Annotated in this window: 21 protein-coding genes; 8 read left to right on the top strand and 13 right to left on the bottom strand. The window is 46.2% G+C overall.

From position 1 onward, the window contains the following. The first annotated feature begins 1 nt into the window (after nucleotide 1). Nucleotides 2-796 carry an HAD-IIA family hydrolase gene (locus tag AC1DUD_RS27630; RefSeq protein ID WP_477380563.1) on the top strand — a complete coding sequence of 265 codons (795 nt, stop codon included), beginning with the start codon at nucleotides 2-4 and terminating at the stop codon, nucleotides 794-796. 14 nt (nucleotides 797-810) lie between these two features. On the opposite strand, the gene AC1DUD_RS27625 is transcribed toward AC1DUD_RS27630, so the two are convergent. The 10 genes from AC1DUD_RS27625 to AC1DUD_RS27580 form a co-directional block, all read right to left on the bottom strand. Then, complete coding sequence (locus AC1DUD_RS27625) at nucleotides 811-1,188, bottom strand: response regulator (protein ID WP_477380561.1); 378 nt, start codon at nucleotides 1,186-1,188, stop codon at nucleotides 811-813. A 181-nt stretch (nucleotides 1,189-1,369) separates the two neighbouring features. After that, complete coding sequence (locus AC1DUD_RS27620; RefSeq protein WP_477380559.1) at nucleotides 1,370-1,660, bottom strand: hypothetical protein; 291 nt, start codon at nucleotides 1,658-1,660, stop codon at nucleotides 1,370-1,372. Nucleotides 1,661-1,723: 63 nt separating this feature from the next. Continuing rightward, on the bottom strand, nucleotides 1,724-2,161 hold the full coding sequence (locus AC1DUD_RS27615) for an Hsp20/alpha crystallin family protein (protein ID WP_477380557.1): 438 nt from the start codon (nucleotides 2,159-2,161) through the stop codon (nucleotides 1,724-1,726). A 164-nt stretch (nucleotides 2,162-2,325) separates the two neighbouring features. Continuing rightward, complete coding sequence (locus AC1DUD_RS27610) at nucleotides 2,326-2,607, bottom strand: circadian clock KaiB family protein (protein ID WP_477380555.1); 282 nt, start codon at nucleotides 2,605-2,607, stop codon at nucleotides 2,326-2,328. A 195-nt stretch (nucleotides 2,608-2,802) separates the two neighbouring features. Beyond that, on the bottom strand, nucleotides 2,803-3,426 hold the full coding sequence (locus AC1DUD_RS27605; RefSeq protein ID WP_477380553.1) for a hypothetical protein: 624 nt from the start codon (nucleotides 3,424-3,426) through the stop codon (nucleotides 2,803-2,805). A 13-nt stretch (nucleotides 3,427-3,439) separates the two neighbouring features. Beyond that, nucleotides 3,440-3,976: a lipocalin family protein gene (locus AC1DUD_RS27600; protein WP_477380551.1), complete on the bottom strand. Its 537-nt coding sequence runs from the start codon at nucleotides 3,974-3,976 to the stop codon at nucleotides 3,440-3,442. Nucleotides 3,977-3,980: 4 nt separating this feature from the next. Continuing rightward, entirely contained in the window at nucleotides 3,981-4,223 is a 243-nt protein-coding gene (locus tag AC1DUD_RS27595; RefSeq protein WP_477380549.1) for a hypothetical protein, read from the bottom strand. A gap of 222 nt (nucleotides 4,224-4,445) precedes the next feature. Further along, the gene (locus AC1DUD_RS27590; RefSeq protein ID WP_477380547.1) at nucleotides 4,446-5,468 is read right to left on the bottom strand and encodes an ABC transporter permease; all 1,023 of its coding nucleotides are present in this window, start codon (nucleotides 5,466-5,468) and stop codon (nucleotides 4,446-4,448) included. Beyond that, nucleotides 5,395-6,369, bottom strand: coding sequence for an ABC transporter ATP-binding protein (locus AC1DUD_RS27585; protein ID WP_477380545.1), 975 nt, complete (start codon nucleotides 6,367-6,369; stop codon nucleotides 5,395-5,397). The genes AC1DUD_RS27590 and AC1DUD_RS27585 overlap by 74 nt, the downstream gene beginning before the upstream one ends. A gap of 14 nt (nucleotides 6,370-6,383) precedes the next feature. Then, nucleotides 6,384-7,232, bottom strand: a complete 849-nt coding sequence (locus AC1DUD_RS27580; RefSeq protein ID WP_477380543.1) for a COG1470 family protein — start codon at nucleotides 7,230-7,232, stop codon at nucleotides 6,384-6,386. A 215-nt stretch (nucleotides 7,233-7,447) separates the two neighbouring features. On the opposite strand from AC1DUD_RS27580, the gene AC1DUD_RS27575 reads away from it, so the two are divergent. The 6 genes from AC1DUD_RS27575 (at nucleotide 7,448) to AC1DUD_RS27550 (ending at nucleotide 10,946) form a co-directional block, all read left to right on the top strand. After that, nucleotides 7,448-7,639, top strand: coding sequence for a hypothetical protein (locus AC1DUD_RS27575; protein WP_477380541.1), 192 nt, complete (start codon nucleotides 7,448-7,450; stop codon nucleotides 7,637-7,639). Nucleotides 7,640-7,748: 109 nt separating this feature from the next. Then, nucleotides 7,749-9,296, top strand: coding sequence for a PAS domain-containing sensor histidine kinase (locus tag AC1DUD_RS27570; RefSeq protein WP_477380539.1), 1,548 nt, complete (start codon nucleotides 7,749-7,751; stop codon nucleotides 9,294-9,296). Then, entirely contained in the window at nucleotides 9,296-9,658 is a 363-nt protein-coding gene (locus AC1DUD_RS27565; RefSeq protein ID WP_477380537.1) for a response regulator, read from the top strand. Before AC1DUD_RS27570 ends, AC1DUD_RS27565 begins: the two co-directional genes overlap by 1 nt. Before the next feature lie 283 nt (nucleotides 9,659-9,941). Beyond that, entirely contained in the window at nucleotides 9,942-10,379 is a 438-nt protein-coding gene (locus AC1DUD_RS27560; protein ID WP_477380535.1) for an Hsp20/alpha crystallin family protein, read from the top strand. Nucleotides 10,380-10,449: 70 nt separating this feature from the next. Then, nucleotides 10,450-10,743 (top strand): hypothetical protein, encoded by a 294-nt coding sequence (locus AC1DUD_RS27555; RefSeq protein ID WP_477380533.1) that lies wholly within the window; start codon nucleotides 10,450-10,452, stop codon nucleotides 10,741-10,743. Then, on the top strand, nucleotides 10,740-10,946 hold the full coding sequence (locus AC1DUD_RS27550) for a hypothetical protein (RefSeq protein WP_477380531.1): 207 nt from the start codon (nucleotides 10,740-10,742) through the stop codon (nucleotides 10,944-10,946). The genes AC1DUD_RS27555 and AC1DUD_RS27550 overlap by 4 nt, the downstream gene beginning before the upstream one ends. Nucleotides 10,947-11,077: 131 nt before the next feature. Here AC1DUD_RS27550 and AC1DUD_RS27545 read toward each other — a convergent pair whose 3' ends face one another. The 3 genes from AC1DUD_RS27545 to AC1DUD_RS27535 all read right to left on the bottom strand — a co-directional run bounded on the left by AC1DUD_RS27545 (nucleotide 11,078) and on the right by AC1DUD_RS27535 (nucleotide 12,824). Continuing rightward, on the bottom strand, nucleotides 11,078-11,605 hold the full coding sequence (locus AC1DUD_RS27545) for a DUF892 family protein (protein ID WP_477380529.1): 528 nt from the start codon (nucleotides 11,603-11,605) through the stop codon (nucleotides 11,078-11,080). 67 nt (nucleotides 11,606-11,672) lie between these two features. Then, nucleotides 11,673-12,035, bottom strand: a complete 363-nt coding sequence (locus AC1DUD_RS27540; protein ID WP_477380527.1) for a response regulator — start codon at nucleotides 12,033-12,035, stop codon at nucleotides 11,673-11,675. A gap of 378 nt (nucleotides 12,036-12,413) precedes the next feature. After that, nucleotides 12,414-12,824 (bottom strand): response regulator, encoded by a 411-nt coding sequence (locus tag AC1DUD_RS27535; RefSeq protein WP_477380525.1) that lies wholly within the window; start codon nucleotides 12,822-12,824, stop codon nucleotides 12,414-12,416. A gap of 360 nt (nucleotides 12,825-13,184) precedes the next feature. Between AC1DUD_RS27535 and AC1DUD_RS27530 the strand changes: the two genes are divergently transcribed. After that, the gene (locus tag AC1DUD_RS27530; RefSeq protein ID WP_477380523.1) at nucleotides 13,185-16,640 is read left to right on the top strand and encodes a PAS domain-containing protein; all 3,456 of its coding nucleotides are present in this window, start codon (nucleotides 13,185-13,187) and stop codon (nucleotides 16,638-16,640) included. Nucleotides 16,641-16,896 lie beyond the last annotated feature (256 nt).

Here is a 16,896-nt window from a genome sequence, read left to right as displayed (position 1 = left end):
TATGAAGCAAGGATTAATGATCGATATGGATGGCGTTATCTACGCCGGCGAAGAACTGATAAAAGGTGCCGATGTATTTGTTAAACGCTTACTGAAGGACAAAATACCATTTACTTTTCTGTCCAATAATAGTTCTAAGAGCCGCGCTGATGCTGTAGAAAAGCTGGCTAAGCTGGGTATCAAAGTGACCGAAAAGCATATTTATACCAGCGCAATGGCAACAGCCACCTTTCTGACGGACCATTACCCTGATTGTAGCGCCCATGTATTAGGCGAAGGCGGTTTATTGAAGAGCCTGAAAAATGCAGGTATCCGCATAACAGACAAGAAACCTGATTTGGTTGTTTTGGGTGAAGGACAGGAGTTTAGTCTGGACAAAGTACATAAAGCCGTTGACATGATCCTGGCTGGCGCGCGCTTTATCGCCACGAACCGTGACCCATCGCCGCGCCGGGAAGGTTGGAACAACCTGGGCATTGCAGCTACAGCGGCAATGATCGAAGAAGCAAGCGGGCGCGAACCTTTTGTGATCGGCAAGCCGAGTCCTGTCATGATGCGTTCGGCGGCTGCTTATATGGGATTGAAACCCGAAGATGTCACGGTGATCGGTGATACGATGGAAACCGACATCATCGGCGGTATTTTTATGGGATTCAAAACGATACTCGTACTTTCCGGGATTACAGACAAGGAACAGCTGATTAAATATGGCTACCGGCCGCACCTTGTCGTGGATTCTGTTGATGAGATCGAGTTTCCATTAGCATGGTGGAAAAATAAAGGATCAAAAAAATGAAACCGAACCCGGCGTCAGGCTACAGGGTTCGCATTTTCGAGGAAGCCGCCTACTGTTGAAAGGAGAGATTCCAGGTCAAACGGCTTATACAAGATACCGTCGCATCCGCCCGGGTTGGCGTCCTCGTTCCGCGTAAAATATGCAGAGAAGATAACCACAGGGATATGCCTGTTTTCCGGTGTGTCCTTCAATTGCCTGCAAAGATCGCCTCCATTAGTATCCGCCAGTTTATAATCCAGGAGGATGAGGTCTGGCGAAAAGTCCCTTACGGCATCAAATAGCTGGCTGCCCAGTGATATATCCAAAACTTCAAATTGCTCATACCGGAGCGCTTCGGTAACGACATCCAGGATGGCCTGGTGGTCGTCTAAACTCAAAATACGTTTATTCAAACCTTGAGTCTTAACCTATAATATCGGGTAACGGGTAAGAGCGTGTCAGAAACTTAAGCGGTCCGTTGTATGGTAGGTGATGTATAGGTATAACAATCCAGGAGCGAAATGTTTTGCCTCAAAACTCAACCGCCCTAACATCACCCGCTATTCTCCGGATAAAACAGGAATATTTTATTGATCATGCTATTTCCTCCAGATTCTTTATGCGGAATATTTCGCGCGCGATCAATCTACAGTTTGCGCCCAGTTCATCCAGCGTACAACAGATCGTCTTTATCTTTACAGGGAGTTCGTTGATAGTTTCCATCAGGTCAACATGGAGCAAACAGTCCATAACATTGCCGTTGCCTTGCAATTGCGCGAAGAGCGCATATGCCGCTTCGCGGTCGTTGCCAAAGAAGTATTGACCATAGTTGGTGTACCCCTGCGGTGTTTTCAGGCTCAATAGGATATAGAATTGTGTTTCCATAACATCTAAAAATTCGAAAAGCCCCTGCAAGCAGGAGCCCTTCGGTTAAAAACTCTAAAGCACTTATTTAATCTCGATCTGACGGCGTACCGCTTTGGCTTCTTCGCGTTTAGCAATATCGATGCGCAGGATGCCATTGGTATAGGAAGCTTCGATATTGGCATGATCAGCGCTTTCAGGCAGGGTGAATGAACGTACAAAAGAGCCATAGCTGTATTCACGTTTGCTATAGTTCTTTTGGTTGTCCTGGTGGTCAGCGCTTTGTTCCACCGAAATGCTCAGCTGGTTGCGTTCCAGGTTTAGTTTGAAATCCTCTTTTTGCAGACCCGGCGCGGCCAGCTCCACATGGTAGTTATTCTCGCTTTCGCTGATATTCACCGCAGGTACACGAGCCACCAAGCGGTCGCTAAAGAAAGTGTCATTGAAGATTGAATCAAAAACATCATTAAAGCCCGGCATTAATGTGTTGTTAGCTTTGTTGTTGAATTTAACTAAGGTCATGGCCTTTTCTCCTTTAAGTTTTACTTTAAAAAATAATTGAACAAAAGATTAATTAAACTTAACAGGCTTATTACAAGGGTTATGCCAACCGGTTAACGCTGAAAAATTTGCAGATGTTGAATGAAAAGTTTTCAGCGCTGCTGTCATTTTTTCCGTGATCGTGCTCAGGCCGGTTTGATATTTAACCCCACCAGGACCTTTTCCTTATCCGATAGATCGCCTACCAAGATCCGGACGGGTGCGGGCAGTTTCCGAATTAAAGTGGGAATGGCGATAATCTGTGCACTGGATGCTAATTCAGGATGTTTTTTCAGGTCGATGACTTCCAGTGAATAACCATCCTGGAGATGCTCTTGATAATATTTATTGATATTTTCAATGGCGCGGTCTGCTTTTTGGGTTTGACCCGCAATATAAAGTGTTAAAATGTGTTTTTCACTGCTCATAGCTCTAATGATTTATTTGACAGCACCGGAACAAGGTGTTTGTGCGGGTTAGCCTAAATAAACATGTGCTGGGTAAGAGAGTGGAAACTTAAACGGTACGTTATCGAGATAGGAAATTCTGTATATAGTAAACAAATAAGCCCGGAATTGTTTTTACAGCCGGGCATAGCGCTAAATTAAAATCAATTCCAAGGGCTATTTTGTTTCCTGATACTCGATCAAACCGTTCACCAGTTTCTGCCACTGTCCGCCGGACAATCCCACCCTTGCCATCAGTGCGATGGCCGTATTACGGATCTTGTCATGCAGGTCAACCGCTTCGTTATTCGGAGTTTCGTTCCTGCCGTGAGCCCCTGCACTCACCACCAGGCCGTCCCGCCGCACAATGACGGTGTTTGTCGATTCGTCAGTGTAAAAATGCGCGATTTCCGCAGCTGCCTTGCGCGGATCGGCTACCGGCCGCAACGTCATCAATACATATTCCTCTGCCGTATGCGCGCCGCCTTCGGAAGCCAGCTTTTCAACCAGCACCCACTCGACACCGCCGCCGGCGTCCGGTCCCGGGCCCGGCAGATCAATACTGATAAAAAAGCCTTCTTCAGCCATCACTTCTAATTCCTGACCCTGGTTATTGCATAGCGTAGACTTCGCCGAACCGACACCGGCGTAATTATGCCAGTTGTTCACCGACAGCATTCGCCCGGCGGCTACGTGGAAGGCCTTATGCGTGGCATCCAGTGTGTCAAACTTTTGTTCGTGGGTAAAATCGGTTTGCCGCCCGGTGTGTTGCTGCGGCAATTGTTCCAGCGCTGTTTTCATGATTTTATATCCGTTAGTAATCCATCCATTCGAGCTTGCTGATATCAAACCTCAGGGCAGTAGCCTTTTGCAAAAATCGTTGTTTCATTTCCTCGGGCATGCTGCTTTCGCGCGATAATAACCACAGGTAACCCATTCCGCTACCGGAAACTAAAGCATACTGGTAATCATCATCTATATCGAGGATATTGTAATCCAGATAGATCGGCAGGAAATATGCGACCTCCAATTGGCCTCGGGTTTCTGCCCCTTTGAATTTGATGGTACCCGTGGCTTCCACTGCTTTGTTTTTAACAGGATTAAAGGCGCGGGTTACCACTTTGATCGTTCCGTCCTCGTTCAGCAAATATTCTTCCGTTAAATCGTGCAGGTCCTTTTCAATCAGGTTAGGCAGGCGGGCTACTTCATTCCATTTACCTAAATATCTCTCCTTATCAAACGGGTCGACAACGGCGCTGCCGGGAATTTTCTTCTTCGGCCAAAGTGCGTAAGCGATGCCGGCAACGCCGGCAGCTGCAGCAACGCCAATCAATGCTTTGCCTCTTTTCATACGATTAATCTTTGATCACTGCATCCGTTGCCACTTTCGCCGCTTTTTTAGGGATGATGGTTTTTTTATCGATCACCTCGGCTGCGGTATCGCTTACCGCCTCTTTTACTTTACGGGTAATTTGCCTGCGGTATTGTGCACCTTTATCGGTGAGATATAACCAGCCGAGGGTGATGCCCGCTGTAACACCAACGGCAAGTCCGACGATTAGGCCAGTATGGTCATCTTTTTTAAATGGATTTTTCATAAAAGGGTAACAATACTTCCCCCCAATTGTTAGCGGTTAAAACGGATATGCGCCAGATAGGGCTATCTTTCTAAATTTCATATTTGAAATTTGATATTCATCAACACAACTGGTTATCTGATCGGCACGGAACAGTGTGGTCAAGCATGCCGGAATCTTCAAATTGAGTCCTATGCCAAGCTATTCGATGGGGCCGATATGCCTCATCGAATGAATGGCCAATCAACTACGGATCTCCCTGCGCATAAACAGATAATATCCTAAGGCGAAACAACCGGTCGTTGCCGCCAAAAGCCCGCTGAGCTGAGGCCAAACGAGCATCAGGCTTTGAGCGAACGGCAGCGGCGAAGGGATGGCTCCTGCCATTTGTTCCATGGTCAGCGGACCGAGGCTGCGTACCGATGGCAACAACATGGTCGTAACGGCATCTGTGTAAAGCTGGTTTGGCGATACCCGAAGGATATTCAGTATCATCTCATTATAACTGATCGCCTGTTCCTGCGACAATTGCGAAGCATCGGGTAAAACGGATTTCAGGATCAGATTTACGATGAGCTGATAAAAAATGGTGAAGAAAAGCCAAAGGCCTACAGCTGTGATCGCCGAAGTAGCAGCCTGCCTGAATACTATCGAAAGCAGCATGGACATGCATAGCCAGAAAGCAACATATGTGATCGTCACAAAAACGAACGCCACGATGCGAAATAATTCCTGCGGCTCCATGCGTACGCCCATTAGAAGCAAGCCGGCTCCGATCATCAGCAAGGTTAGGGTTACAAATAAGCAGCTTATGATCAGCAACGCGCTGCTAAACTTCGCAAGCAGCAGATTATCCCGGTAGACCGGCTGCGCCATCAGGCGGATAAGCGTCCCGCTATTTCTTTCCGAATTAATGGCATCAAAGCCAAGGCTGATGCCGAGCAACGGTGCCAGGAAGCTTAGAAAAATATGGAAGGGCGGAATCGAATTATCCGTTGCCGTCAGTAATTTCAAATACAGGAAATTGAGGTTCGGGTCATGTGAATTTCCGGTTGCCGATTTGATATTGGACAGGGAAGCATACATTGCTGCGATGAACGTGAGTACAATCAGCGAAATCATAATGATAAAGCGCCAGCTGCGTATGTGATCAGCCGTTTCCTTTTGCAGCAACACCGCAAAAGCACCTGTATCAGGCCATTTTTTTATAATCGTCTTTTTCCGTACCGGATTCGAAATATTTCTGGTAAATATCGTCAAGTCCATAATTCCTTTGATTTACACTAATTATATTATAATCGTTTTCCACAAAAAAGCGCACCAGCGCCGGCGTGATGCTTTGGCTGGCTGTAACTTCAACCGTATGACCATAACTGGCAATATCATCGATGAGATCCCAGGCCGCTAACACCGGTTGATGTGGCCATGGGTCCGGCAAAGGATGCTCCAGGCTTATAACGGTTGTATATCCGTTCTTCCCGAACAACTGTTTCGACAATGTTTCTATATTGCCTTCTGCCAAAAGCCGGCCTTCCACAAATATCCCCACCCTATCGCAGACCTGCTGAACATGATGCAGGTGGTGCGAGGAAAGCAAAACGGTGAGTTTCTGTTCGCGGCTTAGCTGCCTGATCAACACCAGGAAATCTTTTACGCCTGCCGGATCAATGCCAAGCGTAGGTTCATCCAGGATGATCACTTCAGGGTCTTTAATGAGTACATCGGCCAGGCCCAGACGCTGTTTCATTCCCCTGGAAAATGCCGATGTCTTTTTGTCTCGCGCCTCAGTCAACCCGACAAGCTCAAGGACCCGGTTAGCTTTTTCTTTAACCTCTGTCCCCGATAAACCGTTCAGCCTCCCGATGTATTCCAGATTTTCCAACGCAGTCATATGATCATAAAATCCAACGCTGTCGGGCATATAACCGACCTTCTTCTTTACCTTTATTGCATCACTGGTTGCGTTGTATCCACAAACCGTTGCTGTTCCCCCGCTCGGTTCCGTAAGACCCAGCATCATGAGGATGCTGGTCGTCTTTCCAGCTCCGTTAGGGCCGAGCAGTCCGAATATCTCACCTTCGTAAACCTCCAGGTTGAGGTTGTCAACAGCTATTTGACGGCCATAATTTTTAGTCAGGCCCTCCAGTTGTATGATAGGATTTTTCATTGGTGATCTGGAGTTTATCTTCGGCCGTATTTGCGGATAAGGTAGTAAACAATGCCAATGGCGAACATGATAGCCAGTATACCCAACCAACCGGCAAGCAGCGATGTTTTAACTTCCATGCGGAAAGCCGCCTGCGAATTTGCGCTGCTGTTTGACGCGGTTAAAGTAGCAGCGTAGTCGCCGGCAAGTGTTTTATCCGGAACTTTAAGGGTCACTGTAACATTTCGCGATTCGGCAGGCTTTAGTTCGTTAATAGCCGATGGTTCAAAAGTTGCTTCCCATCCTGGCGGCAACTGGCTGGTTAGCTGTACATTGTTAAGGGAAAGGGAGCCCGGGTTTTTTACAATTAACTGAAGCTGCTTCTGGCTTCCTGAAGTAACATCCTCGCTTAACCTTCCCGTCGGCGTGGTTAAGGTAACATTATATGTCCCCCTGACCACCGCTTCAAGTGTTACTGCCAGGCTGTCCTTGCTTGATATGGCACGAATTGGAATTTTATATTTTCCCGGTCTGGCATCCGCCGCTGCATTTATCTCCACCGAAATATCCCGTGATTTACCAGCCTCAATATTGATGGAGGTCACCTGGATGCCATCGACCTTACATGCTATCATCCAACCTGGCGGCAGGCTGGTCTGCAAATCATAGACCTGCGCTTCGGCTGATCCGTTCTGTAATGTGGTACTGTAACGGAATGTTTCATTAGTTGCGGCCTCTATATTGATGAGTTTCGCATTGAACGCAGACTTTGTATTTGACCCAGACTGCTGTGCCCGGGCATTTGAACATAAAACAAGAAAGAAAAAAAACTGAAAAGCGCGGCGTAGAACGCTTAAGGGTGTTGTAGATAATCTGGATAACATGATTCAACGACTAAAATGGTTAATAATAGCTTTAAAAAAATGCTTTAAAAATTGGTTTAAGGGTTAAAAATTGATGATTCAAATAAAAAAGGATGTTTAGACTCTTACAATACCTTTAACATTTTTTAACAAATGAAGGCATGTATTAGCCCTCGCCGGGACATTCGGCGTGTAATTCAAGCGTAGTTGATTATCCGGCTTCAGTCAATGATACAATGCCTCGCTGGTTTGAAAATGATATTTCAGCGGAAGAGCGCAAACATCTCAACGCTTTTTTCAGGGTTAATGTGAACAGCAGAAACATACAGCAAATGATGCTGGAAGCTTGCTATGGTTCGGTAAAAGCTATAGGAGGCGACGATTTACGCCCCGATAGGCTAGCCGCAATTCTTCGGCCGCTCGTATAAAAATATAACCGCTGAGATACAACCTTAGCAATCGTTTACACCGAAAAAATCACCGCTGGCAAGGATTTTGTATAGTTCGGGCGAAATATTAAATATTAACTTTTTTCCAGTGGACAGTTTACACAACGGTGAGTTTAACATTTCTCATGAAACGGCGAAAGAAGATTTCAGCCTGCTTTTACAAGCGCTGGATGCTTCAATTTCCGGAATTATTTTAACGGATAACCGCTTGCCGGACAATCCGATCATATATTGTAACAAGGCGTTCGAAACCATTTCCGGTTATCAACGGAATGAAATTATAGGACACAACTGTCGTTTTTTGCAGAAGGAGGACCGGGATCAGAAAGAGCGCGAGACGCTGCGCAAAGCGATACGCGACGGTGTAAGCTGCATCGTCGATATTCGGAACTACCGGAAGGACGGCTCCTTGTTCTATAATGAACTATACATGTCGCCCATCAAAGATGACCGTGGCCGGGTCAGCTATTTTATCGGTGTTCAAAATGACGTGACCCGCCGCAAAAAGGCAGAGCTCGATCTCCGTCATCAGCAGGAATTGATGGAAAAACGCATTTCGGAACGTACGCAAAGCCTGAAAGAAAGTGAAGATTATCTCGCCAGTATCGTGCAGACCGTCAGAGAAAGCCTGATCGTACTGGACTCTGATTTCCGGGTATTAAGCGTTAATGATCATTTCCTGAAAACTTTTAAAGTGACCGCCGGAGATACAATCGGAAAATTGCTTTATGACCTCGGTAATGGCCAATGGAACATTGCACCGCTGAAAGAACTGTTGGAAAATATTTTACCGACCAATAACCCAGTCGAAGAATTTGAAGTAGAACATGACTTTCCGCATATTGGCAAGAAGCTGATGGTGCTGAACGCTCACCGGATCGAGCTGGAAGGCCAGTACAAGGATCGGATTCTGATCGCTATTGAAGATATTACGGACCGCCGCGAGATCGAAAAACGGAAAGATGATTTTCTCTCGATAGCCAGCCATGAACTCAGAACACCACTGACCACCATCAAAGGCCTGGTGCAGATAATGCAGCGCATGGTGCCGCCGGAACTGGGTGAAAGGTTCAGATCCGTTCTGGACAAAACTGGTATTTATGTGGATCGTTTGAATAACCTCATCGCCGAGCTGCTGGACGTTTCCCGTATCCAGACCGGCAATATCGAATTGCACAAAGACCTGTTCGACTTCGATAAGAGTGTTCATGAAGCGGTTGAGAGTATTCAGGCGGCCACCAAATCCCACCAGATCCAGGTAAGCGGAAGTACCGGTGAAATGCTATCTGCTGATGAATCGCATATTGTGCAGGTCATTAATAATCTCTTGTCCAACGCGATCAAATACGCCCCCGACCATAAAGAAATCGAAGTGTACCTTTCTCGGGTAAGCAATTTCGTTAAATTCTCGGTGAAAGACCAGGGCATGGGCATCCGGGTGGAGGACCAAAAAAAGATCTTCGACCGATTTTACCGCGTCGGTGAAATACAACAGCGTTTCCCGGGCATGGGGATCGGCCTTTATATCTGCGACCAGATCATCAAAAACCATGGCGGCACTCTTTGGGTGGAAAGCGAACCCGGCAAGGGATCAACTTTTAGTTTTACACTTCCTTTAAACAAACAGGCAGCCTGATGGATACGAAAAGGATAGTGATATGTGATGACGATGAAGGCATATTGGATATGCTGGAGATCGTCCTGGAAGGTAGCGGTTATACGATTATTCCTGTGCAAAACAGCCTGCACATTTACGATGTGATCGACCGCGAGCATCCTGACCTTTTATTGCTGGATCTCTGGATGCCGGTATTGTCGGGCGATCAGGTATTGAAAAGCCTGCGCAAGAACCCGAAGACCCATGAACTTCCGGTGATCATCATATCGGCCAGCCGTGACGGAAAGCAAATTGCTGCGGACGCAGGTGCGACCGATTTCATGGCTAAACCTTTTGACCTGGATTTTCTGCTGCAAAAGATTCAGCTATATGTCAATTGATCAGATGGATCTCAGTCTCATTTAATTTTAATAAAAAGCGCGCTGTTTCCGGCGCGCTTTTCTAAATGGCATTTAACGAAATGCGCACCGAAGAAATGGAAGCATCTCCTTAGGGCTTATGTGTCTTCGCTGGAATTTTGGCACTGAAGCTGAAATTTTTTCAGCTCAAAACTGAAAAAATTTCAGAATTACAGCCATGGCATGAGGCTTGTATTTAAGTTCTCAGTTTAATTAATCTTTTGTTCAATTGTTTTTTAAAGTAAAATTTAAAGGAGAAAAGGCCATGACCTTAGTTAAATTCAACAACAAAGCAAACAACTCATTAATGCCAGGCTTTAATGACGTTTTCGATTCGATCTTCAACGATACTTTTTTCAGCGACCGAATGGTGACACGTGTACCTGCCGTAAACATTGGCGAAAGTGAAAACAACTATCATGTCGAGTTGGCAGCGCCAGGATTGAAGAAGGATGATTTCAAACTCAATCTGGAAAGAAATGTGCTCACCATCTCTGTAGAACAAAGCTCAGAACAAGCGGATAACCAAAAGAATTACAGTAAGCGTGAATACAGCTACAGTTCCTTTGTGCGCTCCTTTACATTGCCCGACAGCGCCGACCATGGCCGGATCGAGGCCAGCTATACCGATGGTATCCTTCGCATCGATATCGCTAAGCGCGAAGAAGCCAAAGCGGTGCGTCGCCAGATTGAGATCAAATAAGTGTTAAATAATTTTTATTGAATTAATTGGGTCCCCGCAGGCCGGGGTTCCTTTTGATTTTATCATCATTATGGAAACACAGTTTTACATCCTGTTAAGCCTTAAAACCACACAAGGCTTTGTAGATTACGGGCAGTACTTCTTCGGGAATGAGCGTGAGGCGGCGCACGATTTGTTTCGGCAGCTTAAGGGCGACCCCGATATGATGGCCAACTGCCCGCTACATATCGATCTCATGGAGACGGTTGACAGCCTGCCGGTAAAAATTAAAAGTATCTGCTGCACATTGGAAGAACTCGGTTTCAATTGCAAACTTATTGCCAAAGAGATCTTCCGTTTAAAGAATCTGGAGGAGCTGCCATGAAAGAGAATATCGGTTTTTATGGCTCGCTGCTTTTTTCGCTGTTGTTCTGCGTCATGTTGTTTGATAGCATCTTATTGCTAACGGGCAAAATTCATCATGTTCCCGGTAGCCACAGGCAAGTGATGCTGATCGGCTTATTACTTTGGTTCGTTTTACTGTTCCTGGGAAGCGATCGCGATGATGACCTGGCAGGGCAACTTTGATTAATACCTGGCTTTAACTTGCAGGCCAGTTGTTGTAAATTGCTATCATTTGTTATTCGGAGCCTTAAACCAAAAACTATTCTAACCGAAAGTCTCCCGGATATCTTTACAACTTCAACCGTCTATGGTTATCATTTCGCGGTAACGTATTTTGCAGTAATTAACAGCAACAGTGTTCTGTCAGCTTTTGCTTCATCATAGTTTTCTCTAATCAGTTGCTTAATCTGCTTGTTTTTCAGCTTTACAGCGGCCATTTCCAGAACCTGAAACGATGCCATTTCCATGCTTTCAATATTCTGGAGATAAAACGCGATCGAAAGGTCCCGCAACTCAGCGTCTTTACTGTGCAGTTTAATGTCTTCAAAAGCGTCATCGATCAGCCCGGACAGGCCGCTGAAATTACCACCTTCGCGATCTGCCTCCAACATGGTATAAATAATATCCATCCTGGCCAACTGCTTTTCCACGTCTTCTAAAGTTTCGAGGATCGCCGAACGCAGGTCTGCGAAATGAGCCTCCCCCGCAATCTCCGGAAGATGTTTGATCAGGTGCGTTTTGGCGGCGTAAATTTTGTTGAGGTTATTGATAAAATAAACCCTTAGTTTTTGCGGTCCAACGAAGATATGGCCACGTTTAGATTGGTTTGATTTTTCTTCCATAGGTTCAACTAAATTACAAATATCATATCGCAATAAACGCTAAGGATGAAATTTCCGGGATTTTATTTCAGGCGAGGCGCGCTTTTACCCTTAATAAAAGGTCATAAATATCGAAAGGCTTTTTAATATAAAAATCGGCTCCGCATTGGTTAGCAATCATCTCGAGATCGGTTTCCGCTGAGACAAGCACAACCGGTAATTTATTTTCAGGATAATTAGCTTTAATTTCAGCGCAGATCTGGTCTCCTCTTTTCTCTGATCCTGCTATGCGTACATCCAGCAAGATAAAATCAGGATTGATAATGTGAATGTTGTTAGCTGCTTCACCTGTATTTGAAACGACAACGTTGAAACCCTCATCCCGGAAAATCACATGCAGGATATCTAAAATGTCTTCGTCGTCATCAATGATAAGTATCCGCTTGTTCATATCTAAATGATATCAATATCCATACCCGCGGTGATTAAAAGGAGGCTTATTCCAACATTTTTTAATATGCAGTATAAGACGGCTTTTCTTAACATCATCAAATTCGGCGGTACCGATCGTTATCGTCAGTTATCGATTGAAATATATTTTTATTGTCCTATTTAAACGAGACGCTGTCCTGTTTTAACTTTAAGGCCGGGTATGTTACGGGCCGGCCTTTAATTGGGGGCCGGATCCAGAATAGTCGCAAAATGTGTAGGAAAGCCCCGGAAGTTTACCGGGTTCGCGGCGAAAATTGTCGTCAGTCTATTGTTAGTTTCCGGATAGGTAAAAACCCTATAACCGGGCAAGGAAAATGTACGTGTCCGCGGCCATGGCCTAATTTGACAAGAAAACGGCTTCAATTTTCGTAAAATCAATTGGCTTGGATAAAAAGGTTTCAACCCTTGGATTTGCATGTGATTTCATGATATCCGCCTGATCGATCGACGATGATAAAACATAAATTTTGCTCTTGCACAAAGGATCAATATTCAAACGGTTATACTCATCCATAAATTGCCAGCCATCCATCACCGGCATAGCCAGATCAAGAAAAATATAGTCAGGCAAAAGGTCAGGAGCCTGCGCCTTCAAAGTCATAAGCTTCTCTATTGCTGCGAGTCCGTTTTTGCAGGTGTCAACAACAGGATGACGAAGCGTTTTTTTAATCATCAGTTTGAAGATGACCGTATCTATTTCGGAATCTTCAATTAGCAAAATTTTGGCAGGCCGCGTTTGTGGAGTCACATTTTATGAACGGAACTGTTTTGCAGAATGTTGCGCTGTAACAATATTGTTAATTCAATTAAAGTAACCTGACTGCATATAATATCAATTGGTCATCATTCACAGTGTTTTAGTTCCAAAATACTATATTAGTTGACTGTAAGCGCAATACATTACCGAAAGTCTCCCTACAACTATATCGCAAGCAGCCCGCATCACTGTGGGCTTTTTCATAGAGCTCTCTGAATGCGATCTGATAAAACGCTTTCCTCAAGTAAATCGATGACGGTTCTTGAATAAACCTTAAACAACATTTTAGCCAACAATATTCCTCAATTCGGGTTATTAGTTGGAATATTCCAAACGACATAATTTTCGAGAGTGGCTTCAGATTATACATTTTTAGCGGGGGATGGTGAACATCACCACCTGATCAAACGAACGAATTGGGCGGCCACCAGTTTAGGTGAGCCCGGCAACTGGCCGGAAAGCCTGCGCTCTGCTGTAAGCATTGTGCTTAACTCCGGCTTTCCTATCGCTATTTACTGGGGCCCGGATTTCAGCCTGATCTATAACGAACCATGGAGTGCCATTCCCGGAAAAAAACATCCTTGGGCTTTGGGGCAGCCAGGCGCAACAGTCTGGCCGGAGATATGGGCCGGGCTTAAGGAAGAATTTGAATCCGTGCTTTTCAACGGCGCATCCTACCGACGTCCCGACGCACCTTTGTACATGCATCGCTTTGGCTATACGGAGGAGTGTTATTTCGATTATAGCCTGTCGCCCATAAAAGCAGCAGACGGCAGCACCGGCGGTGTTTTCAACGCAGTTATTGAAACCACTTTCCGTGTGATCAATGACCGCCGGAACCAGTTGTTAGTTGCGCTGATGAACCGTAAGAACGAAGCGCACCATCTCCCGGCTGCCGTTCGCCTTATTAACGAGACATTACAGATGGCGGAAGCCGATATCCCTTGTTTTGCACTTTACGGATCGCAAAACGGTGAGCAGGAATCTCTGCTGACAGCGGCTTGCTGGGATGCAGCGCGGTTGAAAAAGGTTCCGAATGGGCACATACCGGTTATTAAGAGCATATATACTGACAGTGTCAGCAATTACTGGCCGGAGCCGATTGCTGAAGCGTTTTCCGCTCCGATCTCGCACGGAGATGCTGCAATGTGCGGCCGTCTCGTTGTCGGTATCTCGGCCCGTAAAAGACTCGACGAAGATTACCGTTTGTTTATCACCACAGTTGGCTTGCATGTCGGTACGATACTGAACAACGCATTGGCCTACGAATTGAATATGGCTTATCAGGACCAGCAAAGCCTTAATGAGGAACTGGCTTCCGCCAATGAAGAACTTGCTGCTACGAATGAGGAACTCCATTCAACCCAGGTGAATCTGAGCCGGTTGAATGCCGATCTGGAATTTCGGGTTAGCGAAAAGACCGAAGAGATCCGTCTGGAACGGGATAAACTAAAACGGTTTTTTATGCGCGCCCCTGCCGGCATCTGTATCCTTTCCGGCCCGGACCTTGTTTTCGAACTCGTGAATGGCCGTTACCAGGAGTTCCTTCCGGAACGGGAACTGCTCGGCCGCCCCATCTTCGAAGCGTTGCCGGAGATCGAGGACCAGCCTATCGGTGATATCCTGCGGGCCGTCTACCAAACAGGAATGGCCTACGAGGGCAACGAGCTGTTCGTTCCTTTAACCGATCCGCAAACCGGTCAACTTGCTGACCGTTACTTTAACTTTACTTATCAGCCACGTTCTGACAATACCGGTGTAACCGACGGCATTATGGTTTTCGCTTATGATGTCACAGAATTAGTATCCGCCCGTAAACGTTCTGAAAAAATTGAAGCGGACCTTCGCGACCTCGTGATGAATTCGCATTATCCGCTGATGATCCTTCGCGGGCCCGAATTTATTGTCGAGATCGCTAACCGTCCCCTTGCGGATTTCTGGTATAAGCGACTGGAGGAGATCATCGGGCGCAAGCTTTTTGATATATTGCCCGAACTGATCGACCAGCCATTTCCGGCACTGCTTAAACGGGTTTATGAAACGGGCGAACCCTACGGCCAGCAGGAAGAAACATTTTATGTCGAAAGCGAGAGCGGACGGCTGACTAAATATATCAGCTTTTATTACGATCCGGTACGGGATCCCGGGGGAAAGGTCAATGGGATCATTGTTACTGCCGCGGACATTACCGATATGGTAGAATCCCGGCAACTCCTGCAACAGAGTTACACCGAGCAGCAATCGCTTACAGAAGAAATTGCCGCTATGAATGAGGAACTCACGACAAGCAACGAGGAACTCAGCGAAACGCAGGGTCTTTTGGAACAAACCATCGTCGGCTTACAGCAAAGTGAAGAACGCTTCCGGTTTCTGCTTAATGCCATCCCTCAACAGGTCTGGACGGCCAATCCGGATGGTTCATTGATTTATGTTAACGATGTTGTATGTACGGACTTCGGGGAACAATCCAACGAAAAGATCGTTGGCGCGGGATGGCAGGACTATATACATCCTGACGACCTGCCCGGCGCACTGGAAAAATGGGTCCGTTGCCTGCATAACGGAAGGGAATATCTGACCGAATACAGGCTGCGATTCGCCGACGGCAAATATTACTGGCACCTCTCCCGAGCACAGCCGCTAATCGAAAATGAGCAGATCACGTTATGGATTGGTACCAATACCAACATACACCTGCAGAAGACCAACGAATTTAAGAAAGATGAATTCATCAGCATTGCCAGCCACGAACTCAAAACCCCGCTGACTACAGTTAAAGCATTCTTCCAGCTCGCCCAGCGGGAAATCAGCCTGCAACCGAGAATAAAACCGATGATTGGCAAAGCCCAGCGGCAACTTGACAGGCTTGGCCGCCTGATCGATGATCTGCTCGATGTTTCACGCATCAACGCTGGAAAAATGACCTATAACAGGGAGGAATTTGACTTTAAGGTGATGCTGGCGGAGGTTGTTGAAAGTATGCAGCATACCACAAATAGTCATAGGATCATCCTTGACTCCGATTGCCAGGTAAATTACCGGGGAGACCAGCATCGTATCGAACAGGTACTGGTTAATCTGATCGGTAATGCCGTCAAATATTCACCAGACGCAAACGAGGTGATCGTGCGCTGTACAAAAGAAAATCAGAACATCATCGTATCTGTGCAGGATTTCGGAATCGGCATCGCGCAGGAACATCTGAAAGGGCTGTTCGACCGTTTTTACAGGGTGGATAATTCATCGGCACGCTTCCAGGGCTTAGGCTTAGGATTGTTCATCGCCGCCGAGATCGTTAAACGCCACGGCGGTAGTTTCTGGATCGAAAGCGAGCCGGGAAGCGGATCTACCTTTTATTTTTTGCTGCCGCTCAGCGGAAAGCAGCATTTTGCAGACTTCGAGACCGATCAGGAAACCTACTACGAGGGGAGTTTCATTTCCATTCATTACCGGGAGAAAGGCCGGTATATGTACGTCGACTGGAAAGGTTACCAGAACTACGATTCAGTTGTTAAAGGTTGCGAAATGCTGCTTGACCTGATGAAAAAAAATAATTGCTCACTGGTGTTGAACGACAATACGCTGGTCAGGGGAAACTGGTCGGAAGCTTCAGACTGGGGTGCCGAAGTTTGGTTCCCAGCCATGGCAAAAGCCGGCCTGAAAAAGTTCGCGTGGATCTATTCCCCCAGCACCTTCAGCCGCATTGCTGCCGGGAAGAGCCTCCCATCTGCTTATGCTACCGTCCGGGTAGCCTTTTTTGAAGACAGGGACACCGCCACCGACTGGTTATTAGTCAACCCGCTATAATGAAATCACCGACCCTTTATGTCAATGGCCGTTTCCACAATCTGTACCCATTCAGTGTCGCCGATCTTTTCCACGATCAATCACAATCTTGGCTTAATTGATATTAAAGTTAACTATTTCTGACAGCAAATGATAAGAAGATATTTTCAGATTAATAAATTACTCAAGCCTGTCGCAAAAGAGCTTTAGTAGTTCTCTGGTGTCAATGAGATAAAAAACTTCCGCAGCTTTAAATTGAATAGTGGTGTTAATTAAC

Source organism: Mucilaginibacter sp. P4_A11 (assembly GCF_056402535.1).
This window is presented reverse-complemented; position numbering and strand designations above follow the sequence as displayed.

Excerpts from the sequence above, each read along its gene's own strand:
- AC1DUD_RS27565 (WP_477380537.1), top strand. The coding sequence starts at position 9,296 with ATGGATACGAAAAGGATAGTGATATGTGATGACGATGAAGGCATATTG.
- AC1DUD_RS27540 (WP_477380527.1), bottom strand. The coding sequence starts at position 12,035 with ATGAACAAGCGGATACTTATCATTGATGACGACGAAGACATTTTAGAT.
- AC1DUD_RS27595 (WP_477380549.1), bottom strand. The coding sequence starts at position 4,223 with ATGAAAAATCCATTTAAAAAAGATGACCATACTGGCCTAATCGTCGGA.
- AC1DUD_RS27545 (WP_477380529.1), bottom strand. The coding sequence starts at position 11,605 with ATGGAAGAAAAATCAAACCAATCTAAACGTGGCCATATCTTCGTTGGA.
- AC1DUD_RS27590 (WP_477380547.1), bottom strand. The coding sequence starts at position 5,468 with ATGGACTTGACGATATTTACCAGAAATATTTCGAATCCGGTACGGAAA.
- AC1DUD_RS27615 (WP_477380557.1), bottom strand. The coding sequence starts at position 2,161 with ATGACCTTAGTTAAATTCAACAACAAAGCTAACAACACATTAATGCCG.
- AC1DUD_RS27605 (WP_477380553.1), bottom strand. The coding sequence starts at position 3,426 with ATGAAAACAGCGCTGGAACAATTGCCGCAGCAACACACCGGGCGGCAA.
- AC1DUD_RS27575 (WP_477380541.1), top strand. The coding sequence starts at position 7,448 with ATGCCTCGCTGGTTTGAAAATGATATTTCAGCGGAAGAGCGCAAACAT.
- AC1DUD_RS27620 (WP_477380559.1), bottom strand. The coding sequence starts at position 1,660 with ATGGAAACACAATTCTATATCCTATTGAGCCTGAAAACACCGCAGGGG.
- AC1DUD_RS27580 (WP_477380543.1), bottom strand. The coding sequence starts at position 7,232 with ATGTTATCCAGATTATCTACAACACCCTTAAGCGTTCTACGCCGCGCT.
- AC1DUD_RS27610 (WP_477380555.1), bottom strand. The coding sequence starts at position 2,607 with ATGAGCAGTGAAAAACACATTTTAACACTTTATATTGCGGGTCAAACC.
- AC1DUD_RS27560 (WP_477380535.1), top strand. The coding sequence starts at position 9,942 with ATGACCTTAGTTAAATTCAACAACAAAGCAAACAACTCATTAATGCCA.
- AC1DUD_RS27630 (WP_477380563.1), top strand. The coding sequence starts at position 2 with ATGAAGCAAGGATTAATGATCGATATGGATGGCGTTATCTACGCCGGC.
- AC1DUD_RS27550 (WP_477380531.1), top strand. The coding sequence starts at position 10,740 with ATGAAAGAGAATATCGGTTTTTATGGCTCGCTGCTTTTTTCGCTGTTG.
- AC1DUD_RS27555 (WP_477380533.1), top strand. The coding sequence starts at position 10,450 with ATGGAAACACAGTTTTACATCCTGTTAAGCCTTAAAACCACACAAGGC.
- AC1DUD_RS27585 (WP_477380545.1), bottom strand. The coding sequence starts at position 6,369 with ATGAAAAATCCTATCATACAACTGGAGGGCCTGACTAAAAATTATGGC.
- AC1DUD_RS27600 (WP_477380551.1), bottom strand. The coding sequence starts at position 3,976 with ATGAAAAGAGGCAAAGCATTGATTGGCGTTGCTGCAGCTGCCGGCGTT.